Below are 18,264 nucleotides of genomic sequence, written 5' to 3' on the forward strand. Positions count from 1 at the left end.
ATGGTCGGTTCCCGTGATGTGATCTCGCTGCGCGACCTTGCGGACGCCGACATCGAGTCGATCGTCCGGCGCGGTGTCGACCTCGCCGCGGACCCGGAGGCGCACGACGCCCCGCTGCGCGGCCGGATCGTCGGCGTCTACTTCAGCAAGACCTCCACCCGCACCCGGACCTCCTTCACCGTCGGCGCGCTGCGGCTCGGCGCGCAGGTGATCACCTACGGGCCCGGCGACCTGCAGCTCAACACCGGTGAGACGCTGGAGGACACCGCGAGGGTGCTCGGTGGCATGCTGGACGGCCTGGTCGTCCGCACCGCCGGGCCGCAGCGGGAGATGCGGACGCTCGCCGAGCACTGTCCCGCCGTCGTCAACGCGATGAGCGCCGAGGAGCACCCCACGCAGGCCCTGGCCGATCTCACCACGATGTCGGCCAGGTTCGGCGGTCTCAAGGGGTTGCGCGTGCTCTACGTCGGTGAGGGCAACAACACCGCGGTCGCGCTCGCCTACGCGCTCTCCCGGTTCCCCCGCGTCGAGCTGGAGTTCCGCACCCCTCGCGGGTACGGCCTCACGCCGGACGTGCTCGCGGAGGCGTCCGCGCTGGCCGCGCGATCCGGCGGCGGTGTCCGGGAGAGCCACGACATGCTGTCGCTGCCCGCCCAGGTCGACGTCGTCTACACCACCCGCTGGCAGACCACCGGGACCAGCAAGCCCGACCCGCGATGGCGGGAGGTCTTCGCACCGTTTCAGGTGGATGTGTCTCTCATGTCCCGTTACCCGGACGCCTGCTTCATGCACGACCTGCCGGCGCATCGTGGCGAGGAGGTGACCGCCGAGGTGCTGGACGGCCCGTCAAGTATCGCCTTCGAGCAGGCGCGTAACAAGCTGCACAGCGCCATGGCGGTGCTGGAATGGTGTCTGGCCCGGTAGCGCGTACCGCCTGCCGCCCTACCCAGACAGAAAGGTGTGTCTCGCCCATGAGAATTCTCGTCACCGGCGGTGCCGGCTTCATCGGGTCCCATTTCGTGCGCACCACCCGGGACGCCCGGATCACCGTGCTCGACCGGCTCACGTACGCCGCGGACCTGGCCAACCTGGAGGGGGTGCCGCACGATCTCGTCCAAGGCGACATCTGCGACGCCGAACTGCTCGGCCGGGTGGTACCGGGTCATGACGTCGTGATCAACTTCGCGGCCGAGTCGCACGTCGACCGGTCGATCGAGGGGGCCGGCGAGTTCGTCCGCACCAACGTGCTCGGCACCCAGACGCTGATGCAGGCCTGCCTGGACGCGGGTACGCCGAGGGTCGTCCAGGTCTCGACGGACGAGGTGTACGGGTCGATCGAGACGGGCTCCTGGGACGAGGACGCTCCGCTCCGCCCGCGCTCGCCGTACGCCGCGGCCAAGGCGGGCGGTGACATGATCGCCCGCGCCTACGCGATCACGCACGGGCTGCCGGTGTCGATCACCAGGTGCGGCAACAACTACGGGCCGTACCAGTTCCCGGAGAAGGTCATCCCGCTCTTCGTCACCAACCTGCTGGAGGGCAGGAAGGTCCCGCTGTACGGCGACGGCGGCAACATCCGCGACTGGATCCACGTCGACGACCACTGCCGGGGCATCCGCCTGGTCGCCGAACAGGGCGAGCCCGGCGAGGTCTACCACATCGCGGGCACCGCCGAGCTGACCAACCTGGAACTCACCCAGCGGCTGCTGGACGCGCTGGAGGCCGACTGGACCATGGTCGAGCGGGTGACCGACCGCAAGGGGCACGACCGCCGCTACTCGCTCGACGACACGAAGCTGCGCGCTCTCGGCTACCGGCCGCTGACCGCGTTCGAGGACGGCCTGGCGGAGACCGTCCGCTGGTACGCCGACAACCCCTCCTGGTGGAAGTCCAAGCGCGCCGCCGGCTGAGTCACCGCGGGTCGTCGAGCAGGCCCGCGTCGTGGACGAGCAGCGCGATCTGGACCCGGTTGTTGAGGTCGAACTTGGTGAGGACGCTGGACACGTGCGTCTTCACCGTGGCCAGGCTGAGGTGGAGCATGGCGCCGATCTCGGCGTTGGACCTGCCCTGCCCGACCGCGATGGCCACCTCGCGTTCCCGGTCGGCCAGCCGGGCCAGCCGCTCCCGCGCCCGGGTGCGGCGCTCGTTCTCGCCGTCGTCGGCGACCCGGGCGATGAGGCGCCGTGTCACGGCGGGGGAGAGCACCGGGTTGCCCAGGGTGACCTGGCGCACCGCGGCCACGATCTCGGCGGGCGGGGTGTCCTTGAGCAGGTAGCCGGCCGCTCCCGCGCGCAGCGCGCGCAGCACGTGGTCGTCGGCGTCGAAGGTGGTCATCACGATGACCTCCGGGGCGCCGGGGCGGACGCGGAGCTCCCTGGTCGCGGTCAGCCCGTCCATGACGGGCATTCGGATGTCCATCAGGACGACGTCGGGGCGGTGCAGGGCGGCCATCGAGAGCGCCTCGCTCCCGTCGCCCGCCTCCGCGACGATGCTGAGGTCGGGCGCGCCGCCCAGCATCATCACCAGCCCGGCGCGTACCAGAGGGTCGTCGTCGACGATGAGCACGCCGACCTGCCGCGGCTGCTGGGAGGTCATACCGGCCAGGGTAGCCAGGCCGACAGGCACCAGCCACCCTCGTCGGTGGGCCCGTGCTCCAGCCGCCCGCCGATCAGGGCGACCCGTTCGGCCAGGCCGACCAGCCCCTGCCCCGAGCCCTCGCCGGGCGCCGGGGGAGAGGTGGCGGGCGCGGAGTTGCGCACCTCGATCGAGAGCCACTGGCCGGGCGTCCCCGTCGTGTGCACCCACACCTGGGCCCCGGGGGCGTGCTTGCGGGCGTTGGTGAGGGCCTCCTGCACGATCCGGTAGGCGGTGCCGCCGCTCCGGCCGGAGACGGTCCCGGGAACCTCCTGGGTGAGGTTCACCCGCATTCCGGCCCGCCGGGACTCGGCGGCGAGCTCCTCGATGTCGGTCAGGGACGGCTGCAGTGACTCGCCGACCGGGGCCCGCAACACGCCGATGGCCTCCCGCAGGTCCTGTAGCGCCTGATGGGCGCTCTGCCTGATCACCTTGGCCGCGCGGGCGATGTCCTCCGCGGGGGCGTCCGGCCGGAACTCCAGCGCGCCCGCGTGCACGCTCAGCAGGGACAGCCGGTGTCCGAGGACGTCGTGGATCTCCCTGGCGATCGCCTCGCGGGCGCGCTGCTGGGCCTCGGCCTCGGCCCTGGCGGCGCTCTCCCGCAGCGACAGCAGGAGCCTGCGCCGGTGGTGCACGAAGAGGCCCCAGCCGATGGCGGAGCCCTGGGTCGCGACCCCCAGCAGGAACAGCAGCTCGCGCGACGTGCCGACCTCCTGCCTGAGCACGGCGTAGACCAGCGCGGCGAGCAGGCTCAACGTGAAGACGGTGAACGTGGTCCGCGCCGCCCGGTGCACCGCCACCGTGAACAGTGCCACCAGCATCGCGCCCCCGACCAGCTCGGAGAAGGCCGACAGGACGACGAGGGCCAGGGCCAGCTCGACCGGATGGCGCCGCCGCAGCCACAGCGCGGCACAGCCGAGCACGCCGATCACCTGGTCGAGCTGGAACACCCAGGGCGACACGTCCTGGGTGGGCATCTGGATACGCTCGGCGGCCGTCATGATTCCGAAGGCCGCCGCGAAGAGGAACAGGCCGATGTCCACGAGCCAGTCGCGCACGCTGCGCCGGGACGCGGGCGACACGGCGAATTCATCCATCCCGGGTAAGTCTAGGACGCGGCACGGGGACCCGGCGGCGGTGCGGCCTCCGGCGCCGCCGCCGGCCGGGGTGGCCCGCCTCATTCGTAGCCGTACTGCTCCAGCAGGTCGCCGAACTGCTCGTTGAACCTGGCCAGGTTGCGCGCGGTGAACCGCTCCTGCCAGCCGCCGCTGCGGCCCTTGTAGAAGCTCCACGAGTCGGGGTTGTAGACCCGGCCCGCGACCTCCTCCGCGTCCCGGTCGGAGCCGAGATGGCGCAGCACCCGGTTCACCGCGTCGAGCTGCCGCTCGCGGGAGCCGCCGCCCTGCGGCCCGACCAGGTCCTCGTAGCGCACCTTGCAGACCTTCGGGTGGTTGAGCAGCCAGAGCGCCTTCTCGAACTGGTCCCGGCCGAGGAACGACCGGTCCCGCAACGCGTAGTCGATCTTCTCTTCCCAGGTGGGCTTGCTGGCCAGGATCGCGCTGAAGATGTCGGCCTCGAAGAAGTTGCCGTACCCCTCCCTGGTCCGCCCCTCCAAAAAGTTGATCATGGAGACGACGGCGTCGCGCGGGTCGCGGTAGTTGAAGATGAGCGGCGGGTTCGCGGTCTCCACCCACTCGCTCAGGAAGGTGCCGTCCACCCGTTCGATGTCCAGCTCGTGGAAGATCCAGCACAGGCCGGGCGGGGTGTCGGAGAACCGGCTGTAGGACAGGTGCGGGTTGGTGGCGAGCCCCTCGGCGTACTCGTACTTGGTGCGCCCGTACCGGTTGACCACCCGCTGGCCGAGCTGGCGCTGCCAGTGCCAGACCATCGTCCCCCAGAGCTCCTGGGCGCGCTCGGCGAACGCCTCGGTGCCCTGGAGTTCGAGGAACTCGTCGTAGTCGAGCTTGGAGAGAACCTGCGCCGCGATGGCCCTGCTCTGTTCCTCGTCGAACACGGGCACGGTGTGCGGCGCGGGCCGGGGCACGCCGACCATCTTGAAGCCCAGCTCCAGCATGAGTTCCTGCATCAGGTGGGTCCCGCTCTTCTGAAGCGAGATCACCATCGCGCGCGGTTCTCGGGTCATGTGTCCGGCTCCTTCACTCGCTGCCGTTGCGGACGCGGCGGTACAGGACGCCGTCGCTCCAGATGATGTCGATCCGGCCCCAGCGCATCGCGGAGACGACGTCGGGAAAGAACCCGCTCCCGTTCAGACCGGCACTCGTGCCGCACAGCACCGGAATCCCGCTCCACTTGTGGTACTCGCGCAGGATGACGGTCAGCGTCGGATCGTCGTCCACGCTGACCGTCTGCAGCCTGGTCGTGCCGTCCAGGTGCTGGACGGCGGGGATCCGATCCACCCACTCCGGGCGGAGGCGGTGCTCGAACAGTGCGTACGGGTCCGGCGTCCCGGGATCGAACACGTCCCGCGCGCGGTCGGCCAGGCAGATCGGGGTGACCGGCCGGTGCCCGTCGCGCTGCTTCACCTCGTTGAGCAGCCGGCGCATGCCCGGGTCGACGGCGGGGGCCAGGATACTGCGCGACCCCAGCGCCTGCGGGCCGAGCTTGGCCCGCCCGCTGAGCACGATCGCCGGCCTGCCGGTGAGGTGCAGCAGGCGGGCCAGTTCCTCCGGCCGGCACGGCGACACCGACCAGCCCGGGGGCAGGTGCGGGTGGCGGACCGGTGCGGGGCCGGCCCGCAGGTTCCAGTCGAGCGGGCGCAGGCCGCCCGCGCGGCCCAGATGGGCCGCCGCGGCGCCGATCGCCGATCCCGAGTCGTCGGGGAAGGGCGGCACCCACATCTCGCGGATCGCCGGCTCCGCGCGGAGCGCGGAGTTCCACTTGGTGTTGAGCGCGCAGCCGCCCGCGAAGCACAGGTCGAACGGCCCGTCTCCCCGCCACTCCCGTATCCGCGAGACCAGCCGCTCGACGAGGAGCTTCTCCACGAAGTCGTGCAGTCCGGCCAGGACGTCGGCGTCACCGACCCCCAGCCGGTCCATCCGCTCACGGAGTTCGCCCAGGTAGGCGTGTACGTACCGGTGGGACGGCTCGGCGCCGCCGCCGCAGCCGACGACCGCCTGCCGGTACTCCCGCGCCCGAGGCGTGTCCGCCTCGAAGTGCTCGTGGAACAGCGTGCGGAGCACCGCCTGGATCTCGTCCTTGACGGTGCCCATCGCGATGTACGCCATGAGGTTCCCCGCCGCGCGGGGGCCGGGTTCGCCCTCCCCGCCCTCCCCGCTCTCCCGGGGAAACGGTCCGAAATGCCGGGTGGCCATGGCGTACACGTCACCGATGAGCGGGAACAGCGCGCCGCCGGCCTCGATCCGCCCGCCCTCGTCGACGTGGTAGAGCCGGGGGAAGGCGTCGTCGTCCCACACCAGGACCATGGCGGGCTCGCCGCGCCGGGCGAACGGGCTGGTGCAGTAGGCCGCCGCGATATGGCTCGTCACATGCGGATAGCTGGTATATGGTCTGGGCTTCCCGCCCAGCAGTACGGTGCCCCGGTGGCCGGTCAGGGCGGGGTCGGGGGCCGACTCCGTCTCCAGGTACGGCGCCACCTCGACATCCAGCACCCGACCGCTTTTCGTGCCCGCCCAGCCGTCGACCACCCATTCGTCGACGTCGTCCACGTCGTATCCCCGGGCGGCCAGCAATTTCGGCAGGGTTTCCAGGTCCCGGACGCCGCTATAACGCGGGTTGTTGTCCAGCTGCTGGATCTCGATATTGAACTCGAGTCTGCCATCCCGGATCAGGGCGAGGCCGCCGCTCTTGGTCAGCTTGAGCCCGGCAGTAATCATCGGTCTCCTCCGCATTCGTCGCGCGGTTGCGCCGTGCCTGCCATTGATAGCGAATTAACAGCGCAAAATGCTAGGCGGCCGTCGGCGGACGGCGCCGCGGGACGACCCTGTCGTACCAGATAAACCCCGATGCGAACCGCCTCTTCGTCCCGCTGGCGGGACAGCGAACCGACCCGACTTCCGAAAATTAAATCAGTTCCCGGCCTGCTCAAGAAAGGCGAAACACCAGCGCCGCAGGGCGCTGTGGGAACGAAGTGTTTGCCGAAAGAGCATTGCTTGCGGAAACTTGTACGGAGCGATTCCCGTTCCTTGGTCGAGGACACCGCGGATGAGTCCGCCCATTGACGCTCGGCCCACTCAACTCGCCGTCGGTTTGGTCAGTCAGGAGCTCATATGTCGAACACATCCCAATGCCGCGTGTGCGGTGGCACTGTTCATGAGTTTTTCGACTTCGGGCGCCAGCCGTTGTCCGACGCCTTCCTCGCCCCCGGCTCCGACCTCGGCCAGGAGTTCTTCTTCCGCCTCGCCACCGGCCTCTGCGAGGCGTGCACGATGGTGCAGCTCATGGAGGAGGTGCCGCGGGACCGCATGTTCCACGAGGAGTACCCGTACTACTCCTCCGGGTCGGCGTACATGCGCGACCACTTCGAGGGGCTGGCCAAGCGCCTGCTCGCGACCGAGCTCACCGGCGAGGACCCGTTCATCGTCGAGGTGGGGTGCAACGACGGCGTGATGCTCAGGGCGCTCGCGGAGGCCGGCGTCCGGCACCTCGGCGTGGAGCCTTCCGGAGGCGTGGCCGACCTCGCCGCCGAGAAGGGGATCAGGGTCCGCAAGTCGTTCTTCGAGGAGTCGACCGCGAAGGAGATCCTCGCCGCGGAGGGGCACGCCGACGTCATCTACGCGGCCAACACGCTCTGCCACATCCCCTACATCGGATCGGTCCTGTCCGGCGTCGCCGCGCTGCTGGCGCCGACCGGGGTGTTCGTCTTCGAGGACCCCTACCTCTCCGACATCGTGGAGCGGACCTCGTTCGACCAGATCTACGACGAGCACTTCTTCTTCTTCACCGTGCGGTCGGTCGGCGCGATGGCCGCCGCGCACGGGCTGGAGCTGGTGGACGTGGAGCGGCTCCCGGTGCACGGCGGGGAGGTCCGCTACACGCTGGCTCCCGCCGGGTCGCGGCAGCCGTCCGCCGCGGTGGCCGAGCTGCTGGCGGAGGAGGACGCGCGCGGGCTCGGCGAGACGGCCACGCTGCGCCGGTTCGGGGAGAACGTGCTGAAGATCCGCGAGGACCTCACCGCACTGCTGCGCCGCCTTCGCGACGAGGGCAGGTCGGTGGTCGGGTACGGCGCCACGGCGAAGAGCGCGACCGTGACGAACCTCTGCGGCATCGGGCCCGACCTGGTCTCCTTCGTCTGCGACAGCACCCCCACCAAGCAGGGGCGGCTCACCCCGGGTACGCACATCCCGGTGCGGACGCCCGAGGACTTCGCGCGGCCCTACCCCGACTACGCCCTGCTGTTCGCCTGGAACCACGCCGAGGAGATCATGGCGAAGGAGCAGGAGTTCCGGGACGCGGGCGGCAAGTGGATCCTGTACGTCCCGGACGTGCGGATCGTGTGACCCCTCCCCGGCCCGCGAGCCGGGACCTTCCCCGCCTGTACCGGCTCGCTGAACGCGACGGTCGTGTCGCCTTCGCCGATGCCCGCTTGAAGGAGAGCTTGATGACCGCACACGCGACCGGATTCGGCCCGTCCTCCGACGGCACGGGGCTGTCCGCCGACATCTTCAACTCCACCGTGGCCGGGTTCGCGATCGCCGCCGCGTGGGAGGTGGGCGCGTTCGACGTGCTGAACGACCACGGTGTGATCGACGTCCCCGCGTTCTGTGAGAAGCACAACCTGCATCTGCCGTCCATGCGGAGCATGTTCGCCGCGCTCGGCTCGGCCGGCGTGGTGGTCCGCGACGCTGCGGACGGCGGTGCGGACACGGTGCGTACCGGTTCGGCGTTCGCCGAGGTCTACCGGGACAAGGCGTTCTTCCACTGGCTGACCATCGGCTGCGCCGAGCTGTTCGCGAACATGCCGGGCATCGTCCGCAACGAGAACAGGGTCGGTGGTTTCTACCGGCGCAACGCCGTGGCCATCAGCTACGCCTGCAAGGACATCAACCGGCATTCGTTCGACCCGGTCTTCTGGGAGGCGATGGAGGCGCTCGACTTCGACTTCGGCACCGTCGCGGACCTCGGGTGCGGCAGTGGCGGGCGCCTGGCACAGATCGCGGGCCGCTATCCCAACGTCCAGGGCATCGGAATCGACATCGCGCCCGACGCCCTCCGCGACGCCGCGGAGAACGTGGCCGCCGAGGGCTTCGGCGGGCGCTTCGACTTCATCGAGGCGGACGTGCGTGACCTGGCCCCGGACCCCCGCCTGGAGAAGGTGGAAGTGCTCACCTGCTTCATGATGGGCCACGACTTCTGGCCGCGAGAGCGATGCGTGACCTCGCTGCGCCGACTGCGCGAGGCGTTCCCCAACGTCCGCAGGTTCCTGCTCGGCGACACCGCGCGGACCACCAACATCCCCGACCGGGACAAACCCGTGTTCACACTGGCCTTCGAGACCGCCCACGACCTGATGGGCGTCTACCTGCCCACACTCGCCGAGTGGGAGGACGTGTTCGAAGAGAGCGGCTGGAAGTTCCTAAACGCCCGCGCCGTGCGGGTCCCCGCCGACTCCGTCGTCTACGAACTGGCCTGACCGGGCCGAGACCCGGCCTATCCAACGAATGCTGAGGAGCTTTAATGATCCGATCCGTGGTTATCGTGGGCGGTGGTACGGCCGGATGGATGACGGCCAGCTACCTGATGGCGGCGTTCGGCGACCGGATCGACGTGACCCTGGTGGAATCGCCCCAGGTCAAACGGATCGGTGTCGGCGAGGCCACCTTCAGCACGGTACGACACTTCTTCGACTACCTCGGGCTTGACGAAGCCGACTGGCTGCCGAAATGCGCCGGAGGCTACAAACTCGCCATCCGCTTCGAGAACTGGAGCGGAACAGGCGAGTACTTCTACCACCCGTTCGAGCGGCTACGCGTGGTGGACGGATTCTCCATCGCCGACTGGTGGCTCGAACTGGGCGACCGCAGCAAGCCCTTCGACCGCTCCTGCTTCATCACCTCGGCGCTGTGTGAGGCCAAACGCTCACCACGGATGCGAGACGGTTCGCTCTTCGCCTCCGAACTGGACGGCCCGCTGGGCCGCTCCACCCTGGCCGAACAGCGAGCCCAGTTCCCCTACGCCTACCACTTCGACGCCGACGAGGTCGCCAGATACCTGGCCGACTTCTCCGTCAAACGCGGCGCCCGCCACATCCTGGACAACGTCCAGCACGTCGCCCAGGACGAACGCGGCTGGATCAGCCACGTGCGCACCGAGGCCCACGGTGAGATCGCCGGTGACCTCTTCATCGACTGCACCGGTTTCCGCGGCATGCTGATCAACCAGACGCTCGGCACCCAGTTCCAGTCGTTCGAGGACGTGCTGCCCAACAACCGCGCGGTCGCGCTTCGGGTACCGCGCGAACAGGCCACGGACATGAGCCCCTACACCACGGCGACCGCGATGAGCGCGGGCTGGATGTGGACCATCCCACTGTTTCGCCGCAACGGCACCGGTTATGTCTACTCCGACCAGTTCATCAGCCCCGAAGAGGCCGAACGGGAGCTGCGCCAGGCCGCCGCACCCGGCCAGGAGGACCTCCAGGCCAACCACATCCGGATGCGCATCGGCCGCAACCGGGACTCATGGGTCAAGAACTGCGTGGCGATCGGCCTGTCCAGCGCGTTCGTCGAACCGTTGGAGTCCACCGGCATCTTCTTCATCCAGCACGGCATCGAGCAGCTCGTCAAGCACTTCCCCGACCAGCGATGGGACAGCGACCAGATCGCGGCCTACAACACCCGGGTCGCGAACGCCGTGGACGGGGTGAAGGAGTTCCTGGTCCTGCACTACAAGTCCGCGCAACGCGACGACACCCCGTACTGGAAGGAGGCCAAGACCCGCGCGATGCCGGCCGGGCTGCGCGAGAAACTCGATCTCTCCCGCTCCCGCCTGCTGGACGAGGAGACCATCTACCCCTACTTCCACGGATTCGAGAGCTACTCGTGGAACGCGATGAACCTCGGCCTGGGCCACCTGCCCCGCACGGCGCCCCCGGCCCTGAAACACCTCGACCCCGGCAACGCCCTGGCCGAGTTCGCCCGGATCAGATCGGAGGCCGAGGAGATGGTCGCCGCACTGCCCAGTTGTTACGAGTACCTGGCCGGTATCAATGGCTGACCGCCATCACCTCGTGACGCCGGAGGCCTTCCGCGGCTTCATGAGCTCCTACTTCACCGGTGTCACGATCATCACCTCCATCGACGGCGACGAGCGGCCACACGGGCTGACCTGCAACTCACTCACCAGCGTGACGCTCGACCCGCCGACACTGCTGGTCTGCCTGGACATCCGAAGCGGGACACTGGCCGCGGTCAACAGCCGGGGAGAGTTCACGGTGAACCTGCTCGACGAGAGCGCCCAGAGCACCGCGGAACTCTTCGCCTCACCGAAATCCGACCGCTTCGACCAGGTCACCTGGCGGCGAACCGCGCTCACCGGGCTGCCCTGGCTGATCGAGGACGCCTTCGCGGTGGCCGAGTGCCAGGTGACCGAGACATTGATCGTGGGCGACCACGCGGTGCTCTTCGGCCGGGTGATGAACGTACAGGCCGGTCCTGGAAACCCACTGCTGTACGGCATGGGGGCCTTCTGCGGCGGGAGGTCACGACCGGTACCGGCCTCCTGACCCACCCGACGAGCACGACCCCGAAGGGAGGAAGTGGGCCTCGCCCGGCCGACGCCGTGGCCGAGAGCACCACGTCCAGCATGACGAGTGTTCCGGGGACCGAGCCAGGTCTCGGCCGGCGTACCTGGCTCGGCATCGGCGCGGGTCTGGTGATCCTCATCGGCTCCGTGCTCCTGTGGGTGCCCGGCCTCCTCCGCGCGGAGGTGGCCGTCGATCCGATCACCAGGTTCCTGCTCGCGGTGGCCGTCATCCTGATGGCCAGCCACCTCTTCGGCGAGCTGATGCGCAGGGTGGGGCAGCCGCCCGTGCTGGGGGAGATCCTCGGCGGGCTGCTGCTGGGTCCCTCGGCACTCGGTCAGGTATGGCCGGAGGCGGTGAGCTGGCTCTTCCCCGCCGACGTGCTCGACAGTCTCGACAAGGCCGCGCAGCTCGGCCTCGTCGTCTTCATGTTCCTGCTCGGCTGTGAGCTGCGGACCGACAGGATCGAGCGCCCGCGTACCGTCACCGCCGCGGTCCTCGGCGGCATGGGCCTGCCCCTGGTCGCCGGCGTCGGCGTCGCGCTGGCCGCCGGGCCGATGCTGGCCGGTGCCGCGGTGTCGACGTTGACGTACTGCCTTTTCTTCGGGCTCGCGCTCGCCATCACCGCGTTGCCGGTGCTCGCCAGGATCCTCGTCGACCTCAAGCTCGACGGCACCGGCGTCGGCGCGCTGTCGCTGTCGTCCGCGGCGATCGGAGACGGGGTGGCCTGGTTGCTGCTCACCCTGATCCTGGCCGGCACCGGCAGCGGGGGCGTCGGGCAGGTGTCCAAGACAGCCGGTCTGGCCGTGGCGCTGGTGCTCGTCACCTACCTGTGCGTCCGGCCGGCACTCGCCGCGCTGGTGGCGCGGATGGAGTCCGAGCGGCTCCTGACCGTGGTGCTCGTGATCGGCGCGACCGGATTCTCCGCACTGACCCAGCTGATCAACCTGCATCCGCTGATCGGCGCGTTCCTGTTCGGTGTCGCGGTGCCGCGCAACTCGTCGGCCACCGACCGGATCGGCCACCAGCTGCAGGGATTCACCCTCATGATCCTGCTCCCGCTCTTCTTCGCCGGGGTCGGGCTGAACACCGCGATCGGGCTTCTCGGCGCGGATCTCGGCCACTGGCTGGTCGCCGTGGGAATCCTGGTCCTGGCTCAGGTGACGAAGGTCGCCGGCGCGGGCGGTGCGGCATGGCTGGCCGGGTTGCCCCGAGGGCAGGCGCTCCAACTCGGCGTGCTGATGAACTGCCGAGGTGTCACCGAGCTCGTGATCGCCACCATCGGGCTCCAGTACGGCATCATCAGCCGGCTCGGCTTCACGGTCCTGGTGCTGACCGCCGTCGTCACCACCGCGTTCACCGGGTGGTTCATGCGTCGCATGACAAGTCGTGAGCCGTCGCCCTGAGCCGGGCCGAGGGCCACAGCCGCTGGGGCCGCTGCTCCTCCTGGAGTTCGCCGGTCCGGCCGGACAGGTAGCGCGTCGTGATCCCCCGGACGGTGGCCGGGCGGCTGGGGGGTTGCCCGCGCAGGGCGCGCCTGATCTCCTCGGCGCCGCCGGCGGCGTCGTCGACGGTCACGATGAACTCGCCGCCCCCGCGTAGCGCCACCAGGAGCCCCTCGCCCTTGCGTATCACGATGGCGTGCCGCCTGATGCTGCGCAGCCGCCAGCCCCAGCCCCACTCCTGCGGATCGATCTCGATCCTCTCCGCGGTCTCGATCCTGCTGAGCGGGATGCGCCGGAGGAGACCGAACGGGATGCGGCCCCGCACCGAGAGCGTCGTTCCGTCGAAGGAGGCGACGATTCCGCCCCACAGATGCAGCGTGGCCAGCGACAGGAGAGCCGGTACGGCCATCCAGCGCGTACCGGCGATCGTGAGCGCGACCATGATGCAGGTGGCCGTGAACGTCTTCCAGACGAGGTCGGGGTTGCGGGACTGACCGATCCACAGCGTGCGCCCCCGCCGGGAGCGGGCCCGGCCGACGACCGGATCGGTCGGCAGGTCGGCGGCCTCACGCGGGCCCCGCCGCGACGGATGCACGGCGATCGCGCCGAACACGAAGACCAGCGCTCCACCGGCGATCGTGATGACCTCCGCGGTCGGTGACGTGGTGGCCTCTCGCCAGGTCGGGGCATCCAGGTTGGCGCCCACCGTGCCCAGCAGCACGGCGAGCCCCAGCGCGGTGGGCAGGGCCGCGGCGCTGCCCGCGGCGGCCCTGCGCCCGAGCGAGCCCGCGGGCCGCAGATAGGCGAGCAGGGCCAGGATCGCCCACACGCTCGCGCCGAGTATCAGGATGTCCCGGATCAGTGGTTGTAGCGGGGCTGACTCATCGGGATGCCCATCGGTAAAGTGGGCGGCCACCGGGTCGGGCAGGCGCTCGCTGAGGAGGAAGGGGACCGCCAGGGTCAAGACGAACACGCTGAGCGGAGTGAGCACCACGATGATCAAGAAACGTATTGCTGCTCGCCTATCTTCCTCCTGGAATCGCACATTTCCCCCGTTATTATAACATTTGTCCAAAAGGCGGACAAATGACACTATCTTGATCAATCCGAGATAGTGTCATAACTTGTGTTGCTTCGGAAAGCGTGTAACACAAGATTCATCAGAGCGCTCTCCGTGACGCCCGCTCGTCGCGCTTCGACGACGAGGCTCACGAGCGCTCTGTCCAGGCGCCGGTCTCCACTTCGCGCCCCGGAGGCGATGACCACGGTTCCCCTGCCGCGGCGTACCTCGACCATGCCCTCGTCACGGAGCAGCGCGTAGGCGCGCAGCACCGTGTGCAGGTTCACCTGCAGGCTCGCCGCCAGTGTCTTGGCGGGAGGCAGGTGGTCACCTGGTTGCAACGTTCCCGTGATCAGCTCGCGCCGCAGGCCCTCGGCGATCTGGTCAAAAAGGGGAACTGCGGAGTTAGGGTCGATGTTCAGCTGCATAAGGTCTCAAGGTGGGGCGCCTCCGCCGTAGGCAAAAGGTAGTGGGGCGTCTGGTCGGGCCATCGGCCCCTTTACTGCTTGTTATAGAAATTATAGGATAACTTCTAACTTGCCTGACGCGGGTTGTTACGGGGTGCCAATGCAGCATAGACAGTTATCTATAGGACTATTGTGTGTTATAGGCCTCCTGAGCGCCTCCAGTGCGCTGGGAGCCTCGGAAGTCAGACGTTATGACGGGGAAGCCCTGTTCCAGGGACTTTTCCTGGGGCAGGGCCAGGTGGCGGAGACATATCCGGACCTGCGCGTCCCGTCCTCGACCGGGACCTGGCCCGCAGCCAGGGCCCGGCAGCTGGTCGCCGGGATGAAGCGCGCCGCACCGGATTTCTTCACCGCCTTCGAAGCCGCGATCACCAGCGGCGACCGGATCCGCATCGAGCAGGCCGCGACCTCCGCCGGCGAACTGGCCGCGACGGTGCCGGTCGGCGACAACGGTCCCGCCGCTCCCAACGTCGCCTACTCCTTCATCGTGGTCGACTCCACGCTGGTCAAGCAGACCAACACCATCTGGAACACCAACCGGATCTGGAGCGTCCCCGAGGGCGGCACCGTGCTGGCCCAGGAACGCTGGGTCGACGACGTGGCGAAGACCCTTGTCCGGTGAACGCCGATGTCAGGCTGGGCGTCTCCACGGTCGCGCTCGGCCTCGGATGGACCGCCCTGATCCTCTACGTCGTCATCGGCCAACTGCCCAGTGCCGCCCTCCGACTGCCCGCGCAGCGAACGGTGAGCGAGGCGGCGCGGCTGGTCGCCCCCCAAGGGTGGGCGTTCTTCACCAAGTCCGCCCGCGAACCGAGGGAGACCGTGTGGCGCGCGTCCGCCACCGGAGCGTGGCAGCCCTTCACGCTCGGACCGCACGCCGAGCCGCACAACCTGTGGGGGTTTGACCGGCGCTCCCGCGCCGAGGGGGTCGAACGCGGCATCCTGCTCGCGGCCGTGCCCGCCGACCGGTGGCGCGACTGCCGGAGCGAGGTGACCGAATGCCGCGGACTGCCCGGTGCGGCGGTGCCGGTGCGCAACCCCTCTCCCGACCCGATCCTCTGCGGAACGCTCGAGGTGACCCGGCAGAAGCCACTGCCGTGGGCCTGGGCGGACGCCGCGGCGCACACCCACATGCCGGTCTCGGTGGTGCGATTGGAGGTCGCATGCTGAGTGGACTCGGTGCCAAGGTACGGGGGGTGGCCGAGACAAGCCCGTGGACGAACGTGTACGGGCTCGCCAGGACTCTTCTCGCCCTCTGCACTCTGACCACGCTGCTCGCCAGCGAGACCTCCTCGCTCTTCAGGCCCGCGCAGGGCGTTCCCGGCTACCCGTACTGTGACGGCGTCGCCGCCTACGGCCTGTTCTGCGTCCTCGACGTCGACCGGGCGCATCCGGTGGCCATCGCGATCCTCGCCGTCGCCGCCTCCGGGTGGCGGCCGCGGTTCACCGCGCTGCCGCACTGGTGGGTGGCCGTGAGCTTCCAGGCGTCCGCGACGATCCCCGACGGCGGAGACCAGGTCGCCGCGGTGCTCACCCTCCTGCTCCTGCCGATCGCGCTGACCGACGGACGCGCCTGGCACTGGGGGCGTCCCCGGCCCGTCGTCGATCCGGTCGCCTCGCTGGTCGCCTGGTCGGCCCTGCTCGTCATCCGTATCCAGGTCGCCGGTATCTACCTGCAGGCCTCGGTGGCGAAGCTGGGCCGGGAGGAATGGGCCGACGGCACCGCCCTGTACTACTGGCTCAGCGATCCGCTGTTCGGCAGTCCCGGCTGGGCGGCGGGGGTTCTCGAACCGCTACGCGTCTCGGCGGTCGGCGTCACGTTGCTCACCTGGGGACCGGTGGCCATCGAGTTCGCCCTGGTCATGGGGCTGGTGTCACGGCGGGCCGTCCGTCCCTACCTGCTGGTGGCCGGTCTCGCCCTGCACGCCCTCATCGGACTGCTCATGGGGCTGGGAAGCTTCGCCCTGGCGATGTTCGCCTGCCTCGTCATGTACCTGAGACCTCTGGATCGGCCGTTCGCGTTCGGGAACGCGACGCTTCCGATGCTTCTTCCACACCGACCGCGCGTCCTTCCCGGCTCTGCCTGGCAGGCGATGGCACGCCTCGCCCGCCAGCCCAGGGACGCGAATGTCGCCGAGGCTGGCCTCGGCCTGACCGATACCGACGCACGCCGCTGAACACCTGGCGACCGGCCGGAAGTCGGCCGGCGCCGCGGCACCTATTCGAGCTGCGCACCTTCGTGCCCTGGCTCCGCGCACGCGGAACGATCACGACTCGGCCGTTCACGTCGTGCTGATTCGAAGAGCAGCGATACGGCGAAGGAAGGAAAACGATGAGCGAGCCTCTCGTTCGGGGAAAGAAAGGCGGCGAGAGCCGCGTGACACCGGTCCTGTCCCAGGAGAACGGGATCAACCGCCGTCTCGGGCTCGACCGGACGGTGATACCGAGAAGAACCGGCCTGCAGTTTCCGACCCAGATCCCGTTCGCCAACTGGGAGAGCATCGGCCGCCAGCTCTCCCTCATCGCCGACTCCTCCGCGTGGTGGCTGGGCGACTGGCTGGTCTACGGGGAGAAGCAGTACGCCGACCGCTACCGGACGGCCATCGAGCGGACGTCGCTGGACTACCAGACGCTGCGCAACTACGCCTGGGTGGCCCGCCGCTTCGGCCTGCCCCGGCGCAGGGACAAGCTGAGCTTCGCCCACCACGCGGAGGTGGCGGCGCTGAGCGCGCCCGAACAGGATCTGTGGCTACAGCGCGCCGAGCAGCACGCCTGGTCCAGGAACCGCCTGCGCAAGGAGCTCAGGCAGGCGGCCGCCCTGAGAAACGGGGAGGGCGAGCCGGCCGAGGTGCCGAGCCCGCCGGTGAACGGTGCCGGCACCGGGCTCGCCGTGAAGCTGCAGCTGAGCCCGAGCCAGGAACAGCTCGAACGCTGGGAGTTCGCCGCGCGCAAGCACAACTGCGACCTGGCCAACTGGATGGTCCTGGTGCTGGAGAAGTTCGCGCTGGAGGTCACCCAGGAGGGCGCGGGGGTCCCCGGCTAGAGCTCCATCCGGCGCAGCAGCGACCGCTTGGCCGAGCTGAACTCCTCGTCGGTGAGCACCCCGGAGCGGTGCAGATCGCCGAGTTCGGCCAGGCGGCGCACCAGGGCATCGTGATCCTCCAGTGCGGCCAGGCGCCGCTGCCGCTCGTCCGGCTGGGCCGGCGGCGGCAGCGCGGGCGGCTCCTCGGGGCGGTGTGACAGCCGGGCCAGTACGGCGGCGGCGACCAGAGCGGTCGAGCCGCCGTACCGCTGCACGCCCCAGGACAGGCAGTGCAGGTCCTTCTCAGGCGACACGGCGGGAGCGCCGCCCCGGAGCCGGAAGCGGAGGCGGCCATAGCCGATGCCGGTCTGCGGGGCCCACTCCACCCCCTCCACATCCTCCAGCGGGAACGTCTGCGGACCCGCCTCCTCCTTGATCGACTTGGCGAACACGCTCCACTCCAGGCGAATCCGCTCACCGTCGAAGCTCACCGTGCCGTCGCCCGCCGAGGCCGACACCGGCACGGTGGGGCCGGGCAGCAGGAAGGTCTCGCAGGGACCGCTCGGCACCTGATCCAGCATCAGATGGGTGCGCACCTCGTCGGCGAGGTACTCGGCGGCCCCGGTGCGCCCCTTGGGGACGGCCAGCCGGTACGGGTCGACGGATCCCGACAGCCGCCCGCTGACCACGTCGGTCAGCGGATCGGCTCCGGGCCGCAGGCGGAGCTGCAGGTTGCCGCCCTTGCGCGAGGGCTCGAACGACGCCGCGGAGATCGCCGCGAGGGGGATCTCCAGCTCGCCGAGCGTCTTGCGCAGTTCGTGGACGTCGCTGTCCCCGCCCGGCACGATCCTGAGGATTTCACTGTCGAACGTCCATGATCCGTCCGGAACGGAGATCTCGGCCATGTCGTCACCCTA

Annotated in this window: 18 protein-coding genes; 11 read left to right on the forward strand and 7 right to left on the reverse strand. The window is 69.5% G+C overall.

Going from position 1 to position 18,264, the window contains the following annotated elements:
- Together ACFQVD_RS33910 and rfbB are read left to right on the forward strand one after the other, a co-directional pair.
- On the forward strand, window positions 1-924 hold the full coding sequence (locus ACFQVD_RS33910) for an ornithine carbamoyltransferase (protein ID WP_343963191.1): 924 nt from the start codon (window positions 1-3) through the stop codon (window positions 922-924).
- A gap of 47 nt (window positions 925-971) precedes the next feature.
- Complete coding sequence (rfbB, locus tag ACFQVD_RS33915) at window positions 972-1,910, forward strand: dTDP-glucose 4,6-dehydratase (RefSeq protein WP_343963192.1); 939 nt, start codon at window positions 972-974, stop codon at window positions 1,908-1,910.
- A 1-nt stretch (window position 1,911) separates the two neighbouring features.
- Here the strand turns inward: rfbB and ACFQVD_RS33920 are convergent, their stop codons facing one another.
- The 4 genes from ACFQVD_RS33920 to ACFQVD_RS33935 form a co-directional block, all read right to left on the reverse strand.
- Complete coding sequence (locus ACFQVD_RS33920; RefSeq protein WP_343963193.1) at window positions 1,912-2,595, reverse strand: response regulator transcription factor; 684 nt, start codon at window positions 2,593-2,595, stop codon at window positions 1,912-1,914.
- Window positions 2,592-3,731 (reverse strand): sensor histidine kinase, encoded by a 1,140-nt coding sequence (locus tag ACFQVD_RS33925; protein ID WP_343963194.1) that lies wholly within the window; start codon window positions 3,729-3,731, stop codon window positions 2,592-2,594. The genes ACFQVD_RS33920 and ACFQVD_RS33925 overlap by 4 nt, the downstream gene beginning before the upstream one ends.
- A gap of 80 nt (window positions 3,732-3,811) precedes the next feature.
- Window positions 3,812-4,777 carry a hypothetical protein gene (locus ACFQVD_RS33930; protein ID WP_343963195.1) on the reverse strand — a complete coding sequence of 322 codons (966 nt, stop codon included), beginning with the start codon at window positions 4,775-4,777 and terminating at the stop codon, window positions 3,812-3,814.
- Between the two features lie 13 nt (window positions 4,778-4,790).
- Window positions 4,791-6,488 carry a carbamoyltransferase N-terminal domain-containing protein gene (locus tag ACFQVD_RS33935; RefSeq protein ID WP_343963196.1) on the reverse strand — a complete coding sequence of 566 codons (1,698 nt, stop codon included), beginning with the start codon at window positions 6,486-6,488 and terminating at the stop codon, window positions 4,791-4,793.
- A 393-nt stretch (window positions 6,489-6,881) separates the two neighbouring features.
- On the opposite strand from ACFQVD_RS33935, the gene ACFQVD_RS33940 reads away from it, so the two are divergent.
- The 5 genes from ACFQVD_RS33940 to ACFQVD_RS33960 all read left to right on the forward strand — a co-directional run bounded on the left by ACFQVD_RS33940 (window position 6,882) and on the right by ACFQVD_RS33960 (window position 12,759).
- A complete protein-coding gene (locus tag ACFQVD_RS33940; RefSeq protein ID WP_343963197.1) occupies window positions 6,882-8,111 on the forward strand; it encodes a class I SAM-dependent methyltransferase in 1,230 nt (409 codons plus the stop codon).
- A 101-nt stretch (window positions 8,112-8,212) separates the two neighbouring features.
- A complete protein-coding gene (locus ACFQVD_RS33945) occupies window positions 8,213-9,244 on the forward strand; it encodes a class I SAM-dependent methyltransferase (protein WP_343963198.1) in 1,032 nt (343 codons plus the stop codon).
- Between the two features lie 44 nt (window positions 9,245-9,288).
- The gene (locus ACFQVD_RS33950) at window positions 9,289-10,827 is read left to right on the forward strand and encodes a tryptophan halogenase family protein (RefSeq protein ID WP_343963199.1); all 1,539 of its coding nucleotides are present in this window, start codon (window positions 9,289-9,291) and stop codon (window positions 10,825-10,827) included.
- A 13-nt stretch (window positions 10,828-10,840) separates the two neighbouring features.
- Window positions 10,841-11,335, forward strand: coding sequence for a flavin reductase family protein (locus tag ACFQVD_RS33955; protein ID WP_343963200.1), 495 nt, complete (start codon window positions 10,841-10,843; stop codon window positions 11,333-11,335).
- 80 nt (window positions 11,336-11,415) lie between these two features.
- Window positions 11,416-12,759, forward strand: a complete 1,344-nt coding sequence (locus ACFQVD_RS33960; RefSeq protein WP_343963201.1) for a cation:proton antiporter — start codon at window positions 11,416-11,418, stop codon at window positions 12,757-12,759.
- Here ACFQVD_RS33960 and ACFQVD_RS33965 read toward each other — a convergent pair.
- Window positions 12,722-13,801, reverse strand: coding sequence for a hypothetical protein (locus ACFQVD_RS33965; protein ID WP_343963202.1), 1,080 nt, complete (start codon window positions 13,799-13,801; stop codon window positions 12,722-12,724). The genes ACFQVD_RS33960 and ACFQVD_RS33965 overlap by 38 nt on opposite strands.
- A gap of 98 nt (window positions 13,802-13,899) precedes the next feature.
- Window positions 13,900-14,286 carry a GntR family transcriptional regulator gene (locus tag ACFQVD_RS33970; RefSeq protein WP_343963203.1) on the reverse strand — a complete coding sequence of 129 codons (387 nt, stop codon included), beginning with the start codon at window positions 14,284-14,286 and terminating at the stop codon, window positions 13,900-13,902.
- Window positions 14,287-14,563: 277 nt separating this feature from the next.
- Here ACFQVD_RS33970 and ACFQVD_RS33975 point away from each other — a divergent pair, with 277 nt between their 5' ends.
- The 4 genes from ACFQVD_RS33975 (at window position 14,564) to ACFQVD_RS33990 (ending at window position 17,368) form a co-directional block, all read left to right on the forward strand.
- Window positions 14,564-14,947 (forward strand): hypothetical protein, encoded by a 384-nt coding sequence (locus ACFQVD_RS33975; RefSeq protein WP_343963204.1) that lies wholly within the window; start codon window positions 14,564-14,566, stop codon window positions 14,945-14,947.
- On the forward strand, window positions 14,944-15,495 hold the full coding sequence (locus tag ACFQVD_RS33980) for an SdpA family antimicrobial peptide system protein (RefSeq protein ID WP_343963206.1): 552 nt from the start codon (window positions 14,944-14,946) through the stop codon (window positions 15,493-15,495). The genes ACFQVD_RS33975 and ACFQVD_RS33980 overlap by 4 nt, the downstream gene beginning before the upstream one ends.
- Window positions 15,489-16,502, forward strand: a complete 1,014-nt coding sequence (locus tag ACFQVD_RS33985) for a sporulation-delaying protein SdpB family protein (RefSeq protein ID WP_343963207.1) — start codon at window positions 15,489-15,491, stop codon at window positions 16,500-16,502. The genes ACFQVD_RS33980 and ACFQVD_RS33985 overlap by 7 nt, the downstream gene beginning before the upstream one ends.
- Before the next feature lie 155 nt (window positions 16,503-16,657).
- On the forward strand, window positions 16,658-17,368 hold the full coding sequence (locus ACFQVD_RS33990; protein ID WP_343963208.1) for an LmbU family transcriptional regulator: 711 nt from the start codon (window positions 16,658-16,660) through the stop codon (window positions 17,366-17,368).
- Here ACFQVD_RS33990 and ACFQVD_RS33995 read toward each other — a convergent pair.
- On the reverse strand, window positions 17,365-18,252 hold the full coding sequence (locus ACFQVD_RS33995) for a DUF4429 domain-containing protein (RefSeq protein WP_343963209.1): 888 nt from the start codon (window positions 18,250-18,252) through the stop codon (window positions 17,365-17,367). The two genes, ACFQVD_RS33990 and ACFQVD_RS33995, sit on opposite strands and share 4 nt — an antisense overlap.
- Window positions 18,253-18,264: the final 12 nt, after the last annotated feature.

Origin of the sequence: Streptosporangium amethystogenes subsp. fukuiense, assembly GCF_042665875.1 — a bacterium.
Taxonomy (GTDB): domain Bacteria; phylum Actinomycetota; class Actinomycetes; order Streptosporangiales; family Streptosporangiaceae; genus Streptosporangium; species Streptosporangium fukuiense.